Origin of the sequence: Marinithermofilum abyssi (assembly GCF_014641195.1) — a bacterium.
GTDB classification, from domain to species: Bacteria; Bacillota; Bacilli; order Thermoactinomycetales; family DSM-45169; genus Marinithermofilum; species Marinithermofilum abyssi.
In genome coordinates, this window is sequence record NZ_BMHQ01000006.1 from 1 (window position 1) to 16100 (window position 16100).

The 16100-nt window shown below is 51.1% G+C and carries 16 protein-coding genes and 1 pseudogene; 6 read left to right on the forward strand and 11 right to left on the reverse strand.

Going from position 1 to position 16100, the window contains the following annotated elements:
* The 6 genes and pseudogenes from IEW70_RS09065 to IEW70_RS09090 form a co-directional block, all read right to left on the reverse strand.
* A pseudogene (locus tag IEW70_RS09065) lies at window positions 1-2564 on the reverse strand (hypothetical protein); the annotation flags it as partial.
* 277 nt (window positions 2565-2841) lie between these two features.
* A complete protein-coding gene (locus IEW70_RS09070; protein ID WP_188647617.1) occupies window positions 2842-3330 on the reverse strand; it encodes a GNAT family N-acetyltransferase in 489 nt (162 codons plus the stop codon).
* Window positions 3330-4661 (reverse strand): YheC/YheD family endospore coat-associated protein, encoded by a 1332-nt coding sequence (locus IEW70_RS09075; protein WP_188647618.1) that lies wholly within the window; start codon window positions 4659-4661, stop codon window positions 3330-3332. The genes IEW70_RS09070 and IEW70_RS09075 overlap by 1 nt, the downstream gene beginning before the upstream one ends.
* A gap of 16 nt (window positions 4662-4677) precedes the next feature.
* On the reverse strand, window positions 4678-6060 hold the full coding sequence (locus tag IEW70_RS09080; RefSeq protein ID WP_188647619.1) for a YheC/YheD family endospore coat-associated protein: 1383 nt from the start codon (window positions 6058-6060) through the stop codon (window positions 4678-4680).
* Window positions 6061-6062: 2 nt separating this feature from the next.
* Window positions 6063-7181: a YheC/YheD family endospore coat-associated protein gene (locus IEW70_RS09085; protein WP_188647620.1), complete on the reverse strand. Its 1119-nt coding sequence runs from the start codon at window positions 7179-7181 to the stop codon at window positions 6063-6065.
* Window positions 7178-8617 (reverse strand): YheC/YheD family endospore coat-associated protein, encoded by a 1440-nt coding sequence (locus tag IEW70_RS09090; protein WP_188647621.1) that lies wholly within the window; start codon window positions 8615-8617, stop codon window positions 7178-7180. The genes IEW70_RS09085 and IEW70_RS09090 overlap by 4 nt, the downstream gene beginning before the upstream one ends.
* Window positions 8618-8781: 164 nt before the next feature.
* Between IEW70_RS09090 and IEW70_RS09095 the strand changes: the two genes are divergently transcribed.
* From IEW70_RS09095 to IEW70_RS09120, 6 genes are all read left to right on the forward strand, one after another.
* Window positions 8782-9123 (forward strand): YlbF family regulator, encoded by a 342-nt coding sequence (locus IEW70_RS09095; RefSeq protein WP_188647622.1) that lies wholly within the window; start codon window positions 8782-8784, stop codon window positions 9121-9123.
* A 36-nt stretch (window positions 9124-9159) separates the two neighbouring features.
* Window positions 9160-9849, forward strand: a complete 690-nt coding sequence (locus IEW70_RS09100) for a metal-dependent hydrolase (RefSeq protein WP_188647623.1) — start codon at window positions 9160-9162, stop codon at window positions 9847-9849.
* A gap of 184 nt (window positions 9850-10033) precedes the next feature.
* On the forward strand, window positions 10034-10333 hold the full coding sequence (locus IEW70_RS09105; protein WP_188647624.1) for a hypothetical protein: 300 nt from the start codon (window positions 10034-10036) through the stop codon (window positions 10331-10333).
* A 108-nt stretch (window positions 10334-10441) separates the two neighbouring features.
* Window positions 10442-11755 (forward strand): DRTGG domain-containing protein, encoded by a 1314-nt coding sequence (locus IEW70_RS09110; protein ID WP_188647625.1) that lies wholly within the window; start codon window positions 10442-10444, stop codon window positions 11753-11755.
* A 180-nt stretch (window positions 11756-11935) separates the two neighbouring features.
* On the forward strand, window positions 11936-13141 hold the full coding sequence (locus IEW70_RS09115; RefSeq protein ID WP_188647626.1) for a quaternary amine ABC transporter ATP-binding protein: 1206 nt from the start codon (window positions 11936-11938) through the stop codon (window positions 13139-13141).
* Window positions 13128-13967 carry an ABC transporter permease gene (locus IEW70_RS09120; protein ID WP_188647627.1) on the forward strand — a complete coding sequence of 280 codons (840 nt, stop codon included), beginning with the start codon at window positions 13128-13130 and terminating at the stop codon, window positions 13965-13967. Before IEW70_RS09115 ends, IEW70_RS09120 begins: the two co-directional genes overlap by 14 nt.
* 48 nt (window positions 13968-14015) lie before the next feature.
* Here the strand turns inward: IEW70_RS09120 and IEW70_RS09125 are convergent, their stop codons facing one another.
* From IEW70_RS09125 to IEW70_RS09145, 5 genes are all read right to left on the reverse strand, one after another.
* The gene (locus IEW70_RS09125) at window positions 14016-14315 is read right to left on the reverse strand and encodes a hypothetical protein (RefSeq protein ID WP_188647628.1); all 300 of its coding nucleotides are present in this window, start codon (window positions 14313-14315) and stop codon (window positions 14016-14018) included.
* A gap of 63 nt (window positions 14316-14378) precedes the next feature.
* Window positions 14379-14726, reverse strand: a complete 348-nt coding sequence (locus tag IEW70_RS09130; protein WP_188647629.1) for a YtpI family protein — start codon at window positions 14724-14726, stop codon at window positions 14379-14381.
* Window positions 14727-14801: 75 nt separating this feature from the next.
* Window positions 14802-15044, reverse strand: coding sequence for a YtzJ family protein (locus tag IEW70_RS09135; protein WP_229751909.1), 243 nt, complete (start codon window positions 15042-15044; stop codon window positions 14802-14804).
* 13 nt (window positions 15045-15057) lie between these two features.
* Window positions 15058-15630 (reverse strand): sporulation membrane protein YtrI, encoded by a 573-nt coding sequence (locus tag IEW70_RS09140; protein ID WP_188647630.1) that lies wholly within the window; start codon window positions 15628-15630, stop codon window positions 15058-15060.
* Window positions 15627-15959: a YtrH family sporulation protein gene (locus IEW70_RS09145; RefSeq protein WP_188647631.1), complete on the reverse strand. Its 333-nt coding sequence runs from the start codon at window positions 15957-15959 to the stop codon at window positions 15627-15629. The genes IEW70_RS09140 and IEW70_RS09145 overlap by 4 nt, the downstream gene beginning before the upstream one ends.
* Between the last annotated feature and the right edge of the window lie 141 nt (window positions 15960-16100).

The following is a 16100-nucleotide window of genomic DNA, read 5'->3' on the forward strand; positions in this document are numbered from 1 at the left end:
TGGCATTCGCCAATGTGGGAAGAACCGATGGATTCAGGTAGCACATGTTCTCCCGTTACGCTCTGTTCAGCCAGGTGGTCGGAGTGTATTTGGTTTTTGGCGATATGCCGGCTGTGGATGACACTGTCCAAGAGATGATCACTGCGGACACTGTGCTGTCCCAATTTGCGGGAGGTGACGGATTCATCCGCCAGGTGCTCCGAAGTGACGGAATGAGCTTTGATTTTCTGGCTGGTCACGCTTTGATCCGCCAGATGAGCCTGTTGGATTTGATTGTCAACGATATGAGCAGCCCGGATGGACTCGGCTTGCAGATGTTGGCTGCCTACACTGTTATCAGCCAAATGGGAGGCTTGAATTTGGCATTCGCCAATGTGGGAAGAACCGATGGATTCAGGTAGCACATGTTCTCCCGTTACGCTCTGTTCAGCCAGGTGGTCGGAGTGTATTTGGTTTTTGGCGATATGCCGGCTGTGGATGACACTGTCCAAGAGATGATCACTGCGGACGCTGTGTTGTGCCAATTTACCAGAGGTAACGGATTCATCTGCCAACTTGGTACTGGTTACTGTATAATCGATCAGTTTATCCGTCGAGACGGATTCGGGGGATAGTTTGGAAGTAGTGACGGATCGGTCTGCCAGCTTACTTCCCGATACAGAATCATCCGCCAGATGGTGTTCGGTCACCGTGTTTCCTTTGATGTGGTAGGTATTGATGCATTCCGGCGTCAAGTGACGTTCATCTAACAACTGCTCAGTCAAGTGCTCTTTCGTAATGCTTTGTTCCGCGATCATAGAAGAACGGACAGAGCGAGGGGCGATTTTAGATTGGGTGACGGATTGGTCTGCCAAATGTTCTTCTTGGATGGTGCCAAAACGAAGGTGCTTCGGTTCGATGGTTTGTTCTTGAAGGTGATCAGAGCGAATAGAGGAAGTGGCCAGCTTATCTTGTGTGACAGACCCCTCCGTCAAGTGGCGTGCGGTTACGGACTGTTCAGCCAAGTGGTGACCGGTCACGGAATGAGGTTGCAAGTGGCCGGAACCGACGGAATCAGAAGCCAGCTTCTTTTCGGTGACGGCATCATCCTTCAGGTGGTATTCGGTCACCGTGTTTCCTTTGATGTGGTGGGTGTTGATGCATCCCGGCGTCAAATGACGTTCGTCTAAACACTGCTCAGTCAAGTGCTCTTTCGAAATGCTTTGTTCCGCGATCATAGAAGAACGGACAGAGCGAGGGGCGATTTTAGATTGGGTGACGGATTGGTCTCCCAAATGTTCTTCTTGGATGGTGCCAAAACGAAGGTGTTTCGATTCGATGGTTTGTTCTTGAAGGTGATCAGAGCGAATAGAGGAAGTGGCCAGCTTATCTTGTGTGACAGACCCCTCCGTCAAGTGGCGTGCGGTTACGGACTGTTCAGCCAAGTGGTGACCGGTCACGGAATGAGGCTGCAAGTGGCTGGAACCGACGGAATCAGAAGCCAGCTTGGAGGAGGTGACGGCATCATCCTCCAGGTTTTCAGCTCCCACCGCGCCAGTATCCAGGTGGGCCTGTTGGACCGATTTTTTGGCCAGCTTTTTTTCGGTGACGGATTCATCCGCAATATGCTCAGTGTGTACAACCCCCTTTTGAATATTTTCGGCCCCAACGGCGTGGCTGGCTAGTTTAGCCTGATCTACGGCATTGTTGGCCAAGTGCGCGTTACTAATCGCCCCATTGCGGATATGGCGATCCAGTATGGATTTATCCGCGATATGACTGGTTAAGACATGGCCGTGAGCCAAATGGTGGGATTGCACGGATCCTGTTTTGATTTTCTGTCCGTCAATACTGCCATCTTCCAGCCTGCTACCGGAAATGCCGTTTTCTTTGAGGTGTTTGTTTTCCACGGATTCTCTTTGCAGATGTTCTGAACGAACCGTTTCGGGAGCAAGGTGGGTTCCTTTAATGGAACAGGGTGCGATCTTAGCATCGGTCACAGCTTCATTGGCCAATTTGGAAGTACTGACGGACTGATCCTGAAGATGATCTTGACGAATGGCCCCAACTTGGATTTTGGTGCCATCGACACTGTTGGCATCCAGTTTTTCATTGGTGATTGACCCGTCTATGATATCATTGGTGTGAAGGAAAGGGTCGTGGGGCCGATTAGGTGCTCGTTTTTGCTGGATGTTGCGGAAGTACGATTCCCGCTGTTGGGTTGGTTCCGAAACCGGTGGAGATGAAGGCTCTGGTGGATTCTGTGCAAGACTTGTATTTGGGGGGGGCACTTGGCTGGATGGATGTACTGATGGCGTTGGGGCAGGGGATGGGTGTTTCGTCTTCCCTTCCTTCCGGTCCCGTTTTTCCTGTTGAATAGGTGGATTCTGTGCAAGACTTGTATTTTGGGGGGGCACTTGGCTGGATGGATGTACTGATGGCGTTGGGATAGGGGATGGGTGTGCCGCCTTCCCTTCCTTCCGGTCCCGTTTTTCCCGTTGAATCATTTGTTCCAAAGCCCATTCGTCTTCCCATAAATGAGCCGGCTTTTTTTTATAAGGGGATTTCTTTTTACGATAGGTCACGATGTCCATCCTTTCCTGATGGTGTTCACACCTATAGGTATATTCATCAGGGACGGGAGTGGAAACGTCTTAAGGAAAATCTGGGCCCTGGATTAGAAGAAAAAAGTCTCTAGAAAGTTTTCTGTTGACCGAAGGTTTGATTAACAAGAAAAAAGACTGGGATTAAATGTCCCTGTCCATGTCACCGTAAAGGTACATGTTCGTGAATTTGGAACAAAAGGAGCAAAAGGGATCGGTTTTAGGCCCGGTTCAAAAGAAAAAGCCCCTAGTCCTCGGATTAACGGCGTGATCCGCGGGCGGGGTCTTCGGTTACATCATGACGGTTCCAATTTCCGCCGCCAAGCCATAAGGTGGGCTTTCCCGTCGGACCGGTAAACATTCGGAAGGCAACCAATCCGGTGGAAAAGCACAGTCTTAGACTGGGGATATTGTCGCAGGCCACACGGGTGTACACCTTGTCGAGTTCCTCCAAGGCATGGTAGAGAAGCGTTTCCCCGACATTGCTTTTACGGTGGGAAGGATGCACTACGATCAATGCTTCATCCAAACCATACCGGCCAAAGGCGATAATTCCGGCGAGACGTTTCTGTATGATGGCGACGGAAATCAACGTTCCTTCCGGAAATTCGTCAGCGGATAAATCTCGTAGCCAACGTAGGGCCTGGTGGGTGATGCGTTTATCTCCATAGGTTTTGGCAAATCGAAGGAGCATCGGTTTCAGTCGGTTGAGCTGGGATGGGGTGAGTACCTGGATTTCCATTGCCATCACCCCCGCTCTTGTGCGGCAGCCCGGGAAAAGCCGCTTAGGTACAGGCAGTATTGAATCAGTTGCTGCAAGGAGCGCTCCCGGATATCCGGTTCATCAAATTTCATCGGCTTGGCGTTGGCTTCAAAAAACCACAGTTTTTCTTGGTTATCTATACCCATATCCATCGACATTTCCCCGAGAGTGTGTCCTTGTTGCTCTTCAATATGCCGGGCGATCCGGATGGCGGTATTCTCCAATTTTTCCATCTTCTCCGCCTGTCTTTCACTGAACAAATAACCTAGAACCACCTCAGCATCTTCAATGGACCCGCCCATCGGCACATGGGTGCTGATAGCCTTTTGTCCAGCCAAACGAATACCCTTGCCGGTTATCTGCCACGTGCCGGTTCCGTCTTTTTGCAACAAAAGGCGCAAATCAAACGGGCTGCCAAGATAGCGGGCGAGCGGGATTCCTTGTTGCAGCACATATTTACGGGACTGGATCAACGTCTGCAGCAAGCGGTAAAGTTCTTCCCGTGTTTGAGAGAGGAAGCGCTGCTTTTGTTTCAATGTCTGGTAGATCGTTTCAAAGTGTTGATCTTGCTTGGTTACACGGATCATTCCATGTCCTGCTTTGCCGTCAATCGGTTTGAGATACAGGATGGAGTGCCGCTGCAACAACTGAAAGAACGCTTCCCGATTGCCCCATTGGACGGTTTCGGGAAGCAGGTCGCATAATTCGGCTGAGCGCTTGAGATATAGATATAAGGTCCATTTATCGAAGAAGCCCGGATTGAACAGGTGGACGTTTTCCATTTTGGTCAGCAGACGGATCGCATCTTGCTCAGCCTGTTGTTGTTCGGCGAATCGGGAAGGAATTCGGTTATAGACCACGTCCGGAAACGGCAGGGTTCCGCTGATCCACCCTTTTCCTCCTTTGCGGGTATCCAGCATATATCCGCGGACGGTACGGGAATCAGGCTGTAATCCCTCTGGCGTGAGTACAAATACGGTGACGCCCATCCGTTTACCCATTCGGATGATATCGATAAAATTTTGCCGGTTTCCACAGAATGTGCTGCCATTTCCCTTGGAGGTAAGGATGGCAATGAAGGGTCCGGCTTTGTAAGTACCTTCTTTCCATTCTATCAGCCGGGTAGGTAACAGTCGCGGTGACGAGACAGGGATGGCTGGGGTTTGAACCGGCAGCGTTTTCAGCAGCCTGTGACCCAACAAGACACGAAGCGCTCCCGGATAGTCTGATCGGGGTTTGGAGCGCGGATGGGGAATAAAGACCAGTGAATTTGCTCCTTTTTGCAAAGCGATCCAGCCCGCTTTGGGATAAGACATGAACCCAGCTCCTTTCTTAAACGAAATTGGCTAACTTTAAGCTGTATTCAGTAATGTAGCGAGCGGATTGCTTTCCTGCATCCCGGAGAGTGGGATGAAGAAAGATATGCCGTCCCGGTTTGGAGTTAACCTCAAATAACCAAACATGTTGATACCGGTCTATACCGATATCCAGTCCGAGCTCCCCCAATGGGCCGTTTACTTCTTCTTCCAAAGTACGGGCGATCCGAATCGAAGCATCCCGAATTTTGTTTTCGATTTCGGATTCCGCTCCCGGAAATTTCTTTTGCAGCAGCTCCGACGTGGAAATCATGGATCCTCCGGTTCGGCCATGAGTCGTCACGCAGCCGACCCCGGCCACTTTGGCTCCAATGCCGACGACCTGCCATTCTTCGCTGCGATCTTTGTGCATGTGAACGCGAAAGTCCACGGGACGCCCGTCGTATTTGGCCAGCCGAATTCCTTGCTGGACCAGGTAACGGTTGAGGCGGTGCATCTGCTGCCCAAAAATGTGCCAGACCAATTTTTCCATCGAGTGGAACAATCGCAGCACATTTTTCTCCCCGTCCCGGAATCGGCAGTAGTAACCGCCTTGGGGGTGTCGCGTAATCCGGAAAATCCCCATCCCCAGACTGCCGCCGTCCGGTTTTAGATAGATCATCTGATGCCGGTCAACCATTTTCTTAATGAGGGGTATAGTCGGAGATGGATAGGTTTCCGGTATATTTTCTGAAGTTAAAGGGTGCTGATATAATTTTTCGTGGACGGACCACTTATTGAAGAATCCTTGGTTGAAAATCTGGCAACGGGTAATGGACTGTATACGCTCCCGGCACGCTTTCACTTGTGGGAGCGATTCGGCTTTCCGGTTGGGGATCCGTTCGTAGATCACTTCGGGCAGAGGCGCTGTCCGACGAAACCATTGACAGACTCCGTTTTTTCCTTTCCCGTAGAACCATCCGTTGACGGTTTGTGTATTCCAGTCCACCATTTCCGGAGTAAAAACATAGAAAAAGGGACGGTCGGTCTGTGCAGCCAACAGGAAGCTCTTAAATAGCGAACTTCGGTTACCGAAGGGGGTGGTGGAAGAACCAGTATATCCGGTGGTCAGGATGGCGAGAACGGGTCCGATGCGCAGCTCCCGGTTTTGCAGACTCGTTCTGATCTCTGAAAAGTAGGGAATCGCCAATTGGCGGGCGATATATTTTGGAAAATAGATGGCATATTCATTACGGTTGATACCCAAGATCCGGGTGATTAAGGTCCGGTTGCCCACCCGAATTTTGATGGACTGTCCGGGGTGGCATCCCCACTCTTTCATCAACGATGTGCTCAATTTCACGGCTTTTGCTGGCATGGTGGAAGACAACGCTTGTATTTTGCAGATAATCGAACTCATACTTACCCTCCTGTCTGCCTCTTCAACAACGATCGGGCGTATTGGATAGGAAGTTGAATGGAGCGCTGACGGGTTTCATTCTCTTTGGTGAAAAGAAAGACAGTACGCCCGGGCTTGGAGTTGACTTCCAACAACCATACGCGGCCTTTGCGGTCAATGCCAACGTCCAGCCCCAGTTCCAATAAACGGCCATGCATGCTTTCGATATGCCGGGGGACATGGGCGGCCAATTGGCGAAGGTCATGCATGATCGACTGTATCTGTTCCCGGGAATAGTAACGGGAAAGAAAGGGGCCAGGCCGTTTTGCTTGACCGCCCCCGTGCAGGTTGGATGTCAGTGAATGTTGTTTTCCTGCGCGGACGGCTGCACCGGTGGTGACCCAGTTTCCCTGTCCATCCTTTTGAACGAGAATGCGCAGATCAAAAGGGTAACCGTCAGCGGTGGTGAGCTCCAAGTACGGTTGGATGATATACCGGGTGGTGCCGACAAACCCCTTCACCCAGTGGACTAGCTGGCTGTGGGAACGAAGTGGAGCGGCAACCGTCCCGTTTTGTCGGGATCTCCCTTTGACCACCCATCCTTCATCTTGAGGGAGAATGGCGGCCACTCCTTTTCCGTGGCTGCCGCCGTTGGGTTTGATCACCACAGCGGAGTGCTGTTTCAAAGCGGTGATCACATCGGCGGGTGAAGTGTATTTGATGGTATCGGGCAGATACGGGCGTATTTCGTAATGTTTGTACAGCATCTGGTGGGTTTGCATCTTCCCTCCCAATGGCCGCCCGAGCAGCTGGATGGACGGATCTTGGGCAAAACGGGACACAAAGGGTTTGTATTTCATGTAGTGGGTTGAATCGAGGTAGTAGCATCGGTCGTAAATTAACGAAGGTAACGGCTCCTGGGAACATATCCACCGCTTCGCCTTCATACTGTATTGCCAGGCGGGAGTGCGACGCCGGCTCCAATCTACGTCCATCGGAGAGAAAACGATGATGCGGATGCCAAAGGGCTTCCCTGCCAGCGTCAGCTGTTTAAAATATCCTGTTTCTTGGAAGGGGGGGGGTGCTTTTTGTCGCACTTTGCACACAATGATGCCTAGTGTGTGCGGAAGACCGCCGCTCATCGGGATTTCCTCCTCCCCTTATTCAGGGGTTTTGATGACTTTTTACGGGGGATCGGGGGTTGAATAGGCCATCCTGTCGCATACAAAACATAATCGACTAAACGGTTGACCGACGGACGAATGGTGTGTACCGGCTGTGTGACCACGGTGTCGTCCGTTTTGGAAGGTTTGGAGTTCATCTCGATCATCCACAGACGCCCCCAGTTATCCAATACCAAATCGATTCCCAATTCTGCAAAATGTCCTCGTGCGAGCCTTTCGAAGGTTTGGGCGATCTCTAAAGCCGTGTTGCAGAGCATAGTTGCGGTGGGCTTGTTTGACAGGGCCGGAAGGGAGTTGAGAACTTCTGACGCTTTACGAAGAGTGCCGCCGCGGGCCAAATTGGATACAAACTGCTGATCATTGGCGATTCGTCCAACACAGGAAGTGACCCTCCATTGCCCGTAGCCGTTTTTTTGAATCAGCACACGAAAGTCCACAGGCCGTCCGTCATAGGTAACCAAATCCAACCCCTGCTGGATCACGTACTTGGAAGGAATCACTTTCCGACGGAGCTGCCGCAGTATCTCCTTAAAAGTAGCAAACTTGCGGGTAATGGTCCCTGTCGGTTCCGAGTGTTGGCAGATGAAGAAACCGTCGGCCCGGGTGATCCGGATAATCCCGTGTCCTAGACTTCCGTTTGTGGGTTTTAGGAAAACCACCTGATACTTTTGCAACATCGCTTGCAGCCGGGCCGGATGATACGGAGAGGTTTCAGGCAACATGCGCTTGGCTTTTTCATCCCTGCTCAATAGTTCATGGACTTCTTTTTTATCCAGAAACGTTTCGTTAAAAATTTTCACGCGTTGAGATCGGAGTTGCTGCAATTTCTGCTGGATATCCGCTTGTTGTTCCAAGCGGCGGGAGGTCAAACGATTGTAAACGATATCCGGCAAGGGAGACGGGGTCTGCTTCCATTTGCTGTTTTCATAGGTCCAACCTTGGATACATTTATTGGCCAAGGAGATATCTTCCGGGGCGAAGACGGTGAAGGATGCTCCTTTGTTATAGCAGGCTTGGGCGCATTCTTCGAAGAACCGGGTCATCAGACCATAAGGTTGATCCTCGGTTTCGCCCACTTTAGGATCCCGGTTCATCATGACTCCCAGCAACGGTCCCAACTGCAAACGGCGGCTTTGGGGATCGTACCGTGCATTCAGGGATCGTTGACCCAATAACTTCAGTTTCTGGGCCAGCGTGGGATGAAGGAGAATCCTTGGTCGCTGAATTTGAGATCGAAGGATAAAAGCGGTGTCTGCTGCGGAGCCGAAAGTGATCCAGATCGGATGGGTGGGAAGGTTGAGCCGGTTGGCGAGTGTATGGCTTATAATCAGATTGCTGTGGGGTGTAAAATATCGATACGCAACGACTTGCGTCATCACACGTGACTGCCCCATGAAGATCCCCTTCCGCTTTTGTGACTAATTCATGGTATGTAAGCATGTTTCTCCGGGTGAATAAAAGGGGCTAAGTGGACAGCGGACGGGATTTCGGTTTCAATGATGAAAGAGGGTTGAATGAAACCTGAAGTGGGAAATACATCATGTCGGGAGGGACTCTTGTGAGCAATGTATATGATCAGGCTCATGCTTTGGCCCGGGCATTGCGGGAATCTGAAGAGCTGAAGGTTCTGGAACAAGCTTGGACTTCCATTTCCAAGGACCAAGCCAAACGGCAGTTGTTGGATCAATTCCGGCAGTTGCAAATGGAAGTACAGATGGCACAGATGTCTGGGCAGGCACCGTCCCAGGAAGCAGTGAAACAGTTGAATGGACTGTTGGAAAAAGTTCAGGCAGATCCCGGATTGAAGTCCTTTTTGGAAGTGGAGCAACGCCTGGGGACGATGATGAATGACTTAAATCGAATCATTTCGGAACCGCTGGAACGGATATATCGTTCCTGATAATACAGAGAACAAGCGGCAAAGGAGGAAGCTTTGTTGAAAATCCTTTTCCATGGACACAGTTGTTTTGAAATTCGTCATGAGGGACATACCTTGTTGATTGATCCGTTTCTGACGGGAAACCCGGCAGCAAAGGTGAAGCCGGAGAAGTTGAAGCCCGACTTTATCCTGCTTACCCACGGTCACAACGATCATGTGGGGGATACGGTTGCGATCGCCAAAGCAAATGACGCGATGGTGATCGCTCCCTTTGAGCTCGCGACCTGGCTCGGCTGGCAAGGGGTCAATGTCCATCCGTTGCACATCGGGGGTGCGCATGAATTCCCCTTTGGCAAGGTGAAATTGACTCAGGCCTTCCACGGCTCCGGATACACCGTGGACGATAAACAACAGATTGTTTATCTGGGGATGCCGGCAGGCCTGCTGTTGACCCTGGGCGGAAAGCGAATCTACCATGCCGGTGATACCGGCCTTTTCTCCGATATGAAACTGATCGGAATGAAAGGGGGAGTCGACCTGGCGCTCCTTCCCATCGGCGACAACTTTACCATGGGTCCGGAAGATGCTTTGCTGGCTGCGGAGTGGGTCGGCGCCAAACGGGTGATCCCGATGCACTACAACACGTTCCCGTTGATTGAACAGGATGCTTCCGCTTTTGTAGCTGAGCTCGAGAAGAAAGGCATTCAGGGAGAGATCCTGCAACCCGGTCAAGGGACAGAGCTTTGACAGATCGATAAGAAAATGTAAATGGGATGTAACCTCGCTGTAATATGGGAGACCTAGCATAGAACTAGGATGAAAACCCCCTATTTTTTGAGACGGTGGTGGAAGCGCCATCGTTTTTTTTTTTTTTTGCATGTTTTCCCGACTCGTCCCGTAGATATGGGATGAGGGAAAGGGGGGTGGAACCTTGACCAAAAGCAAACACGCCATCGCTTTGGTACTGGCTTTGTCGATGCTGTTCTATGCCCTGCCGAAGCTGTCTGTATCCGGAGAGTGGTCGCCGTCTTCTCTGTTTGCCTGGCTGTGGCTGGCTTTTGCCTATTTGGTGATTGCAGCCAATTGGCGGGCGGTGCTTGAAGTGGACCGGGAGCAAAAAGTACAGCGGGAATACGCTCGCCGTCTTCGTTGGCTGGAGGTGCAAAAACAATCCCGGTACGGCAGTTGGAGAACGGGAGAACGCAGACGGATGTTTGGTGCAAGGCGTTGATGAATGCTTGGAGGTTCAACCTCCTTTTTTTTGTAAAAGAATCGCTTCCTTGTGTATAATGTGAGGGTAAACAGGGAGCCGATTCCATGCAGAAAGAAGTGAACACGTGTGGCCACAAAGCATGAACAAATTTTGCAATACATAGAAGGGTTGGATATCGGTCACAAGATTTCTGTGCGACAGATCGCCCGGGAATTGGGCGTGAGCGAAGGGACGGCATATCGCGCGATCAAGGATGCGGAATCCCAGGGATTGGTTTCCACTGTGGAACGGGTGGGAACCGTGCGGATCGAGAAAAAACATCGTTCCCAGATCGAACGCCTCACCTTTGCCGAAGTGGTCAATATCGTGGACGGCCATGTGTTGGGTGGGCGGAGCGGTTTGCATAAAACCCTGAACCGCTTCGTCATCGGCGCCATGAAGCTGGAAGCGATGATGCGATATGTGGAGCCGGGCAACCTCCTGATCGTCGGCAACCGGGACAATGTCCACCGGATTTCCCTCGAGCGGGGGGCAGCCGTCTTGATCACCGGGGGATTTGATGCCACGGAAGAAGTTAAGGCGCTGGCGGATCAATTGGAACTGCCGGTGATCTCCTGTAGCTACGATACCTTTACGGTGGCTGCCATGATCAACCGTGCGATTTATGACCGATTGATCAAAAAGGAAATCCTGCTGGTGGAGGATATGCTGTCACCGGATCATCCCCCCGAGTATTTGCGGCTGGATGAACCGGTATCCCGCTTTCATCAGCTGGTGCAAGAGACGGGTCACAGCCGTTATCCGGTTGTGGATGATGCCGGAAGGCTTCACGGGATCGTTACCGCCAAAGATGTGGTGGGTCATGATTCCGAGGAGATGATTGAACGGGTGATGACGAAAAATCCCATCACCGTCACTCCAAAAACCTCCCTGGCTGCCGCTGCCCATGAAATGGTGTGGGAAGGGATCGAATTGTTACCGGTTGTCAACAGCCAGCATCACCTGATCGGTGTGATCAGCCGACAGGATGTGATCAAATCCCTCCAATACATGCAAAAGCAGCCCCAGGTGGGAGAAACCATTAACGATCTCATTTTCCGGGGATTTGAAGAAGTGCGGGAGCGAAACGGGGGCATTGCTTTTCGGGGGACAGTAACCCCGCAGATGACGGATCCGTTGGGCACGCTGGGAACAGGGGTATTGACCGGATTGTTGACCGAGGCAGCCTATCGATTGTTGCGGCGGCATCACCGGGGCGATATGGTGGCCGATAATTTTACGGTCTATATGTTGAAACCCGTTCAGTTGGAAAGCGAAATCGAAGTGGTTCCCCGGTTGATCGATATGGGACGCAAATTCGGAAAAGTGGACGTGGAAGTGTTTCATAACGGACAAGTGGCAGCGAAAGCTCTTGTTACCGCTCAGATGATCGAACGGTGATATCGAATAATATGGTATAATGGACCATCGGGTTGGTGAAACTCACCAACCCTTTTTTGTTGAAGCGGTGAACAGGAGCGTTTAACAGGTTTTGCTTTGTGCAGGAAAAGGTATAGTTTTTGATGGACTCTTTTCACAAACACATAGGTAAAGGAGCGATCTACCAGTGGGTGGTATTTTGTGAAAAAGATTGAAGTGAAAGGTTTAACGAAGGTTTTTGGACGCAACCCCCAAAAGGCGCTGGAATTGCTGATTGAAGGAAAGACAAAAGAAGAAATTTTGCAGCAAACCGGAATGACCGTCGGGGTCAATCAAGCTTCTTTTTCTGTGAATGCCGGTGAAGTGTTTGTGATCATGGGATTGTCGGGCAGCGGCAAATCCACATTGGTTCGGCTCTTAAACCGGCTGATTGAGCCGACGGCAGGCTCTGTGCTGTTGGATGGGGAAGATATTACCCGGATGAATCGGCGGCAGTTGCGTACGATGCGGCGGACCAAAATGTCGATGGTGTTTCAGCGGTTTGCGCTCTTCCCCCATAAAAGTGTGCGGGAAAACGTGGAGTACGGTTTGGAGATTCAGGGCATCTCCAAAAAGGAACGACAGGAAAAAGCGCTGGAATCACTGGAACTGGTCGGTTTGAAGGACTATGCGGACAGCCGGACCAATCAGTTGAGCGGCGGGATGCAACAACGGGTGGGTCTGGCTCGGGCCATGGCCAACGACCCCGATATTCTACTGATGGATGAGGCGTTCAGCGCGTTGGACCCTTTGATCCGGAAAGATATGCAGGATGAGTTGATCGATCTGCAGGCCAATCTGAACAAAACCATCGTTTTTATCACCCATGATTTGGATGAAGCTTTGCGGATCGGTGACCGGATTGCATTGATGAAAGACGGCGTCATTGTGCAAGTGGGTACTCCCGAGGAGATCTTGACCAATCCGGCCAACAGTTATGTGGAGCGTTTTGTTGAAGATGTCAACTTAACCAAGGTATTGACAGCGGAAGCGGTAATGAAGCGTTCGGAAGTCATCATCTGGGATAAAGAAGGTCCCCGGGTTGCCTTGCAGCGAATGAAGGAAAAAGGGTTGTCCAGTGTCATGGTCGTGGACCGGGAGCGGAATTTTGTGGGTATCCTGACGGCAGAAGAAGCCCGTAAGGTGAAAGAGAAAGAAAAGTCGCTGGAGGATGCCGTGATCAAAGATGTTGTGACGGTACAACTGGATACCCCGGTCAGCGAATTACTTCCGTTGATGGCGGAAAAGCAGTTTGCCCACCCGGCGGTTGTCGTTGATGAAAACAACAAATTGCGTGGTGTGGTTGTGAAGGGTTCCGTTTTCGCCGCGCTGGCTGGAAATGGAGTGAATGCTCATGAAACTTCCTAAACTTCCCCTTGACAAGTGGGTCGATCACGGAGTTGCTTGGCTGCAGAACCACTTGAAGCCGTTGTTTCAAGGAGTTACTGCTGTCGTTCAACCTACTGTGGACTTTTTTCAGCACTTAATTCAATGGGGCTCTCCTGTCATTATCGCCGTGCTGTTCAGTTTGATCGCCTTTTTTGCCAGCAACTTTCGAGTAGCCTTTTTTACGTTGTTCGGGTTATTGTTGATCGATAATCTCGGCTACTGGGAAGAAAGCGCCGAGACGATCTCTTTGGTGTTGACGGCTGCCATTATTTCGGTGGTAGTGGGTGTTCCGCTGGGGATTTTGGCTGCCCGCAGCAAGGGTGTTCAGAATGTGTTAAATCCGATACTGGACTTTATGCAAACGATGCCGGCGTTCGTCTATCTGATTCCCGCCGTCTTTTTCTTCACTCTGGGGGCGGTTCCAGGGGTGATTGCTTCCGTGGTATTCGCGATGCCTCCGACTATCCGTTTAACCAATCTGGGCATCCGACAGGTGGCGCCGGATCTGATCGAAGCGGCGGAAGCCTTTGGATCTACCTCCGCGCAAAAGTTGTTCAAAGTACAGTTACCCTTGGCGAAGCCCACGATTATGGCGGGGGTGAACCAGACTATCATGCTTTCGCTGTCCATGGTGGTGATCGCTTCCATGATCGGGGCCGGCGGATTGGGTGCGGTCGTTTTGCAAGCGATCAGCCGACTGGAAGTAGGAAAAGGGTTTGAAGGCGGCTTATCCATTGTGATCATCGCTATTGTTTTGGATCGCATCACGCAAGGGCTGGGAACAACGAAACAGAAAGCGGTCTGAACGACCCCGAACAAAACCCGCACCTCGATAGGTGCGGGTTTTTTAGACTTAGCCGCTGACACTTTTCTTTTTATGTATGCCGATGGCAATTATGCTGACGGTGAGCAAGGCGTAGAGTCCCACTTTTAAATAGTTCCCTTCAACCAATAAGTTGTAAGTAGTCATAACGGCGAAACAACCGCCGATTGCATATTGGATTTTGGCATGAACGAGTACCTTGTCGTCGCCTTCACTTTTTCGGTAGGCAAACCAGAGTTGAATCGTCCAGATCAACAGGCCCAGCATGGCAGCGACACAGAGGAGTACGACAAGCGCTGTCAAGTCTTCACCTTCTTTCCAATATTTCAAACGGTCAATAACGCCCCCCCCCCCCCCCCCGCCGAAACGACAGGGGGGTTGTTTCTGATTCGGTTACGACGGGTTGCTTTCAGATGATGCAATTCTACGGTACTGCCGCATACCGTGAACCAGGTTGTACAAACCGACGGCTGCGATGGCCGACAGGAGAACCATCCGCAGACCGGCAGTCGGGAGAGCAAAGGCCTGCAAACCGGCCATGGCGATAAACATACTTCCCATGGCCATGTTCATTTTCGCACGGTTTCTGGGGCGGTCATTTCCTTCCGCCTTGCGTGAGCGCAGACTGTATACGAAGGTTAGCACCGCTGTCACCAGAATGATCAGGGTGAGGGATATCCACAAAAGTTTCATGCTATCGACGCGGTTGTCGGGCAATGTTGACGATTGCTCGTTCCGCACTTGCCTCCTTTGCACAAGGTCCGGCTATGTAGAAAGGCACCGCCATGATCACGCGGTGCCATGGAAAAGAAGGGCTTATTGCAAGGGCTCCTCCATGGAATCCGGGGGGCATTGGGAGGGAGTGATCATGTCGCGCCCCTTCGGGATAAACCAAGTGCCGACGGAGGTGCGGTCGATGTGGACTTGAAGGTCCAACCCGTCCAGTTCCTTTTCGATCAACTCGGCGACTTCTTCCGTTTCCGCAAAGGCAGAGTAACCACGCTTCAACTTTTCCAGCTTTGCTCGAGCCAGCTTTTTGCGGCTGATGATCAATGCCATTCCCCCCTTTACTTCATCTAGTATAATAATACAATGAAACGAGGGGAATTGCGAATCTCTTTCGACCGACAGTCACACCTTTTTCAGAAATTTCGCGTGCTTTTACCCATATTTTCAGGGTATTGTCGATAAAGGCCAAATATTTCAGCTCGATTTTCAGCTCCACCGGCCGGTTTTGCTCCGACAGTCGGATCGTACGTTCTTTGAACAACGTATCCAGCACGTCCGGATTGTTGCTGACCCATTCCACCGATTTACCCCGAAAGGGCTCTACGATTTCCTCCACTTTTTCTTTAATCAACTCCTGACCGAACTTTTCACTGCTCTCCACTTCCACCGCAATCTTCTGGATTTTGCTCGATGTTTCTCTGCGATGGGCATCCTGTTCTGCATATTTGTTCAATTCCTGTTGCAACAGCTGAATTTCTTTGAGCTTCTGGTTATTGGCGTAATAGATCGCATCCCGTTCCAGATACAGCCCGTCCAAGGTTTGGCCGTATAAAAGGGTCATCCACACCGCTCCACACAAGATTCCCAAAATAAAGGAAACCAATAGACGAAGCCGGGAGCCGTTCATTCGCATCATCCTCCCAGGTCTCCCTGAATCAGCCAGCGAATGAGCAGGGTGCCGAAATGGGCGCCGGAAAAGGCACTCAAAATAAAGATCAGCTGTTGAAACACCTGGCTCAGCTCCCCGCCCAGGATATGGACCTCAAAGGTGCGAATCGTATCAAAGGTTCCTCCCAATGCGGCAACCAAAGCCCAGATTTTCAGCTGTTCACTTAGATTCAACATCGCGTCCATGGGCGGCTTGTTTCCAAAAAAAGCCCCTATTCCTCCTAAAAAAGATCCGCCCAGGACGACTCCCAGGGCAATGCAATAGTTCAGGATGGTGGTGGACCAGAAGTCGCCCATACTTTCCCGCCTTCCTTCCGTATACCCAATCGTTACTATACACTCTATGATGGACAGGATGGAATTATGTGGACAGGGAGTAAATGGGGGAAAATGTGTTCGCATGGGGTCCGATTCGTTATAATAGGAAAAAAGAGTGAT

Excerpts from the sequence above, each read along its gene's own strand:
- IEW70_RS09070 (WP_188647617.1), bottom strand. The coding sequence starts at position 3,330 with ATGGCAATGGAAATCCAGGTACTCACCCCATCCCAGCTCAACCGACTG.
- IEW70_RS09075 (WP_188647618.1), bottom strand. The coding sequence starts at position 4,661 with ATGTCTTATCCCAAAGCGGGCTGGATCGCTTTGCAAAAAGGAGCAAAT.
- IEW70_RS09080 (WP_188647619.1), bottom strand. The coding sequence starts at position 6,060 with ATGAGTTCGATTATCTGCAAAATACAAGCGTTGTCTTCCACCATGCCA.
- IEW70_RS09085 (WP_188647620.1), bottom strand. The coding sequence starts at position 7,181 with ATGAGCGGCGGTCTTCCGCACACACTAGGCATCATTGTGTGCAAAGTG.
- IEW70_RS09090 (WP_188647621.1), bottom strand. The coding sequence starts at position 8,617 with ATGGGGCAGTCACGTGTGATGACGCAAGTCGTTGCGTATCGATATTTT.
- IEW70_RS09120 (WP_188647627.1), top strand. The coding sequence starts at position 13,128 with ATGAAACTTCCTAAACTTCCCCTTGACAAGTGGGTCGATCACGGAGTT.
- IEW70_RS09135 (WP_229751909.1), bottom strand. The coding sequence starts at position 15,044 with ATGGCATTGATCATCAGCCGCAAAAAGCTGGCTCGAGCAAAGCTGGAA.
- IEW70_RS09140 (WP_188647630.1), bottom strand. The coding sequence starts at position 15,630 with ATGATGCGAATGAACGGCTCCCGGCTTCGTCTATTGGTTTCCTTTATT.
- IEW70_RS09145 (WP_188647631.1), bottom strand. The coding sequence starts at position 15,959 with ATGGGCGACTTCTGGTCCACCACCATCCTGAACTATTGCATTGCCCTG.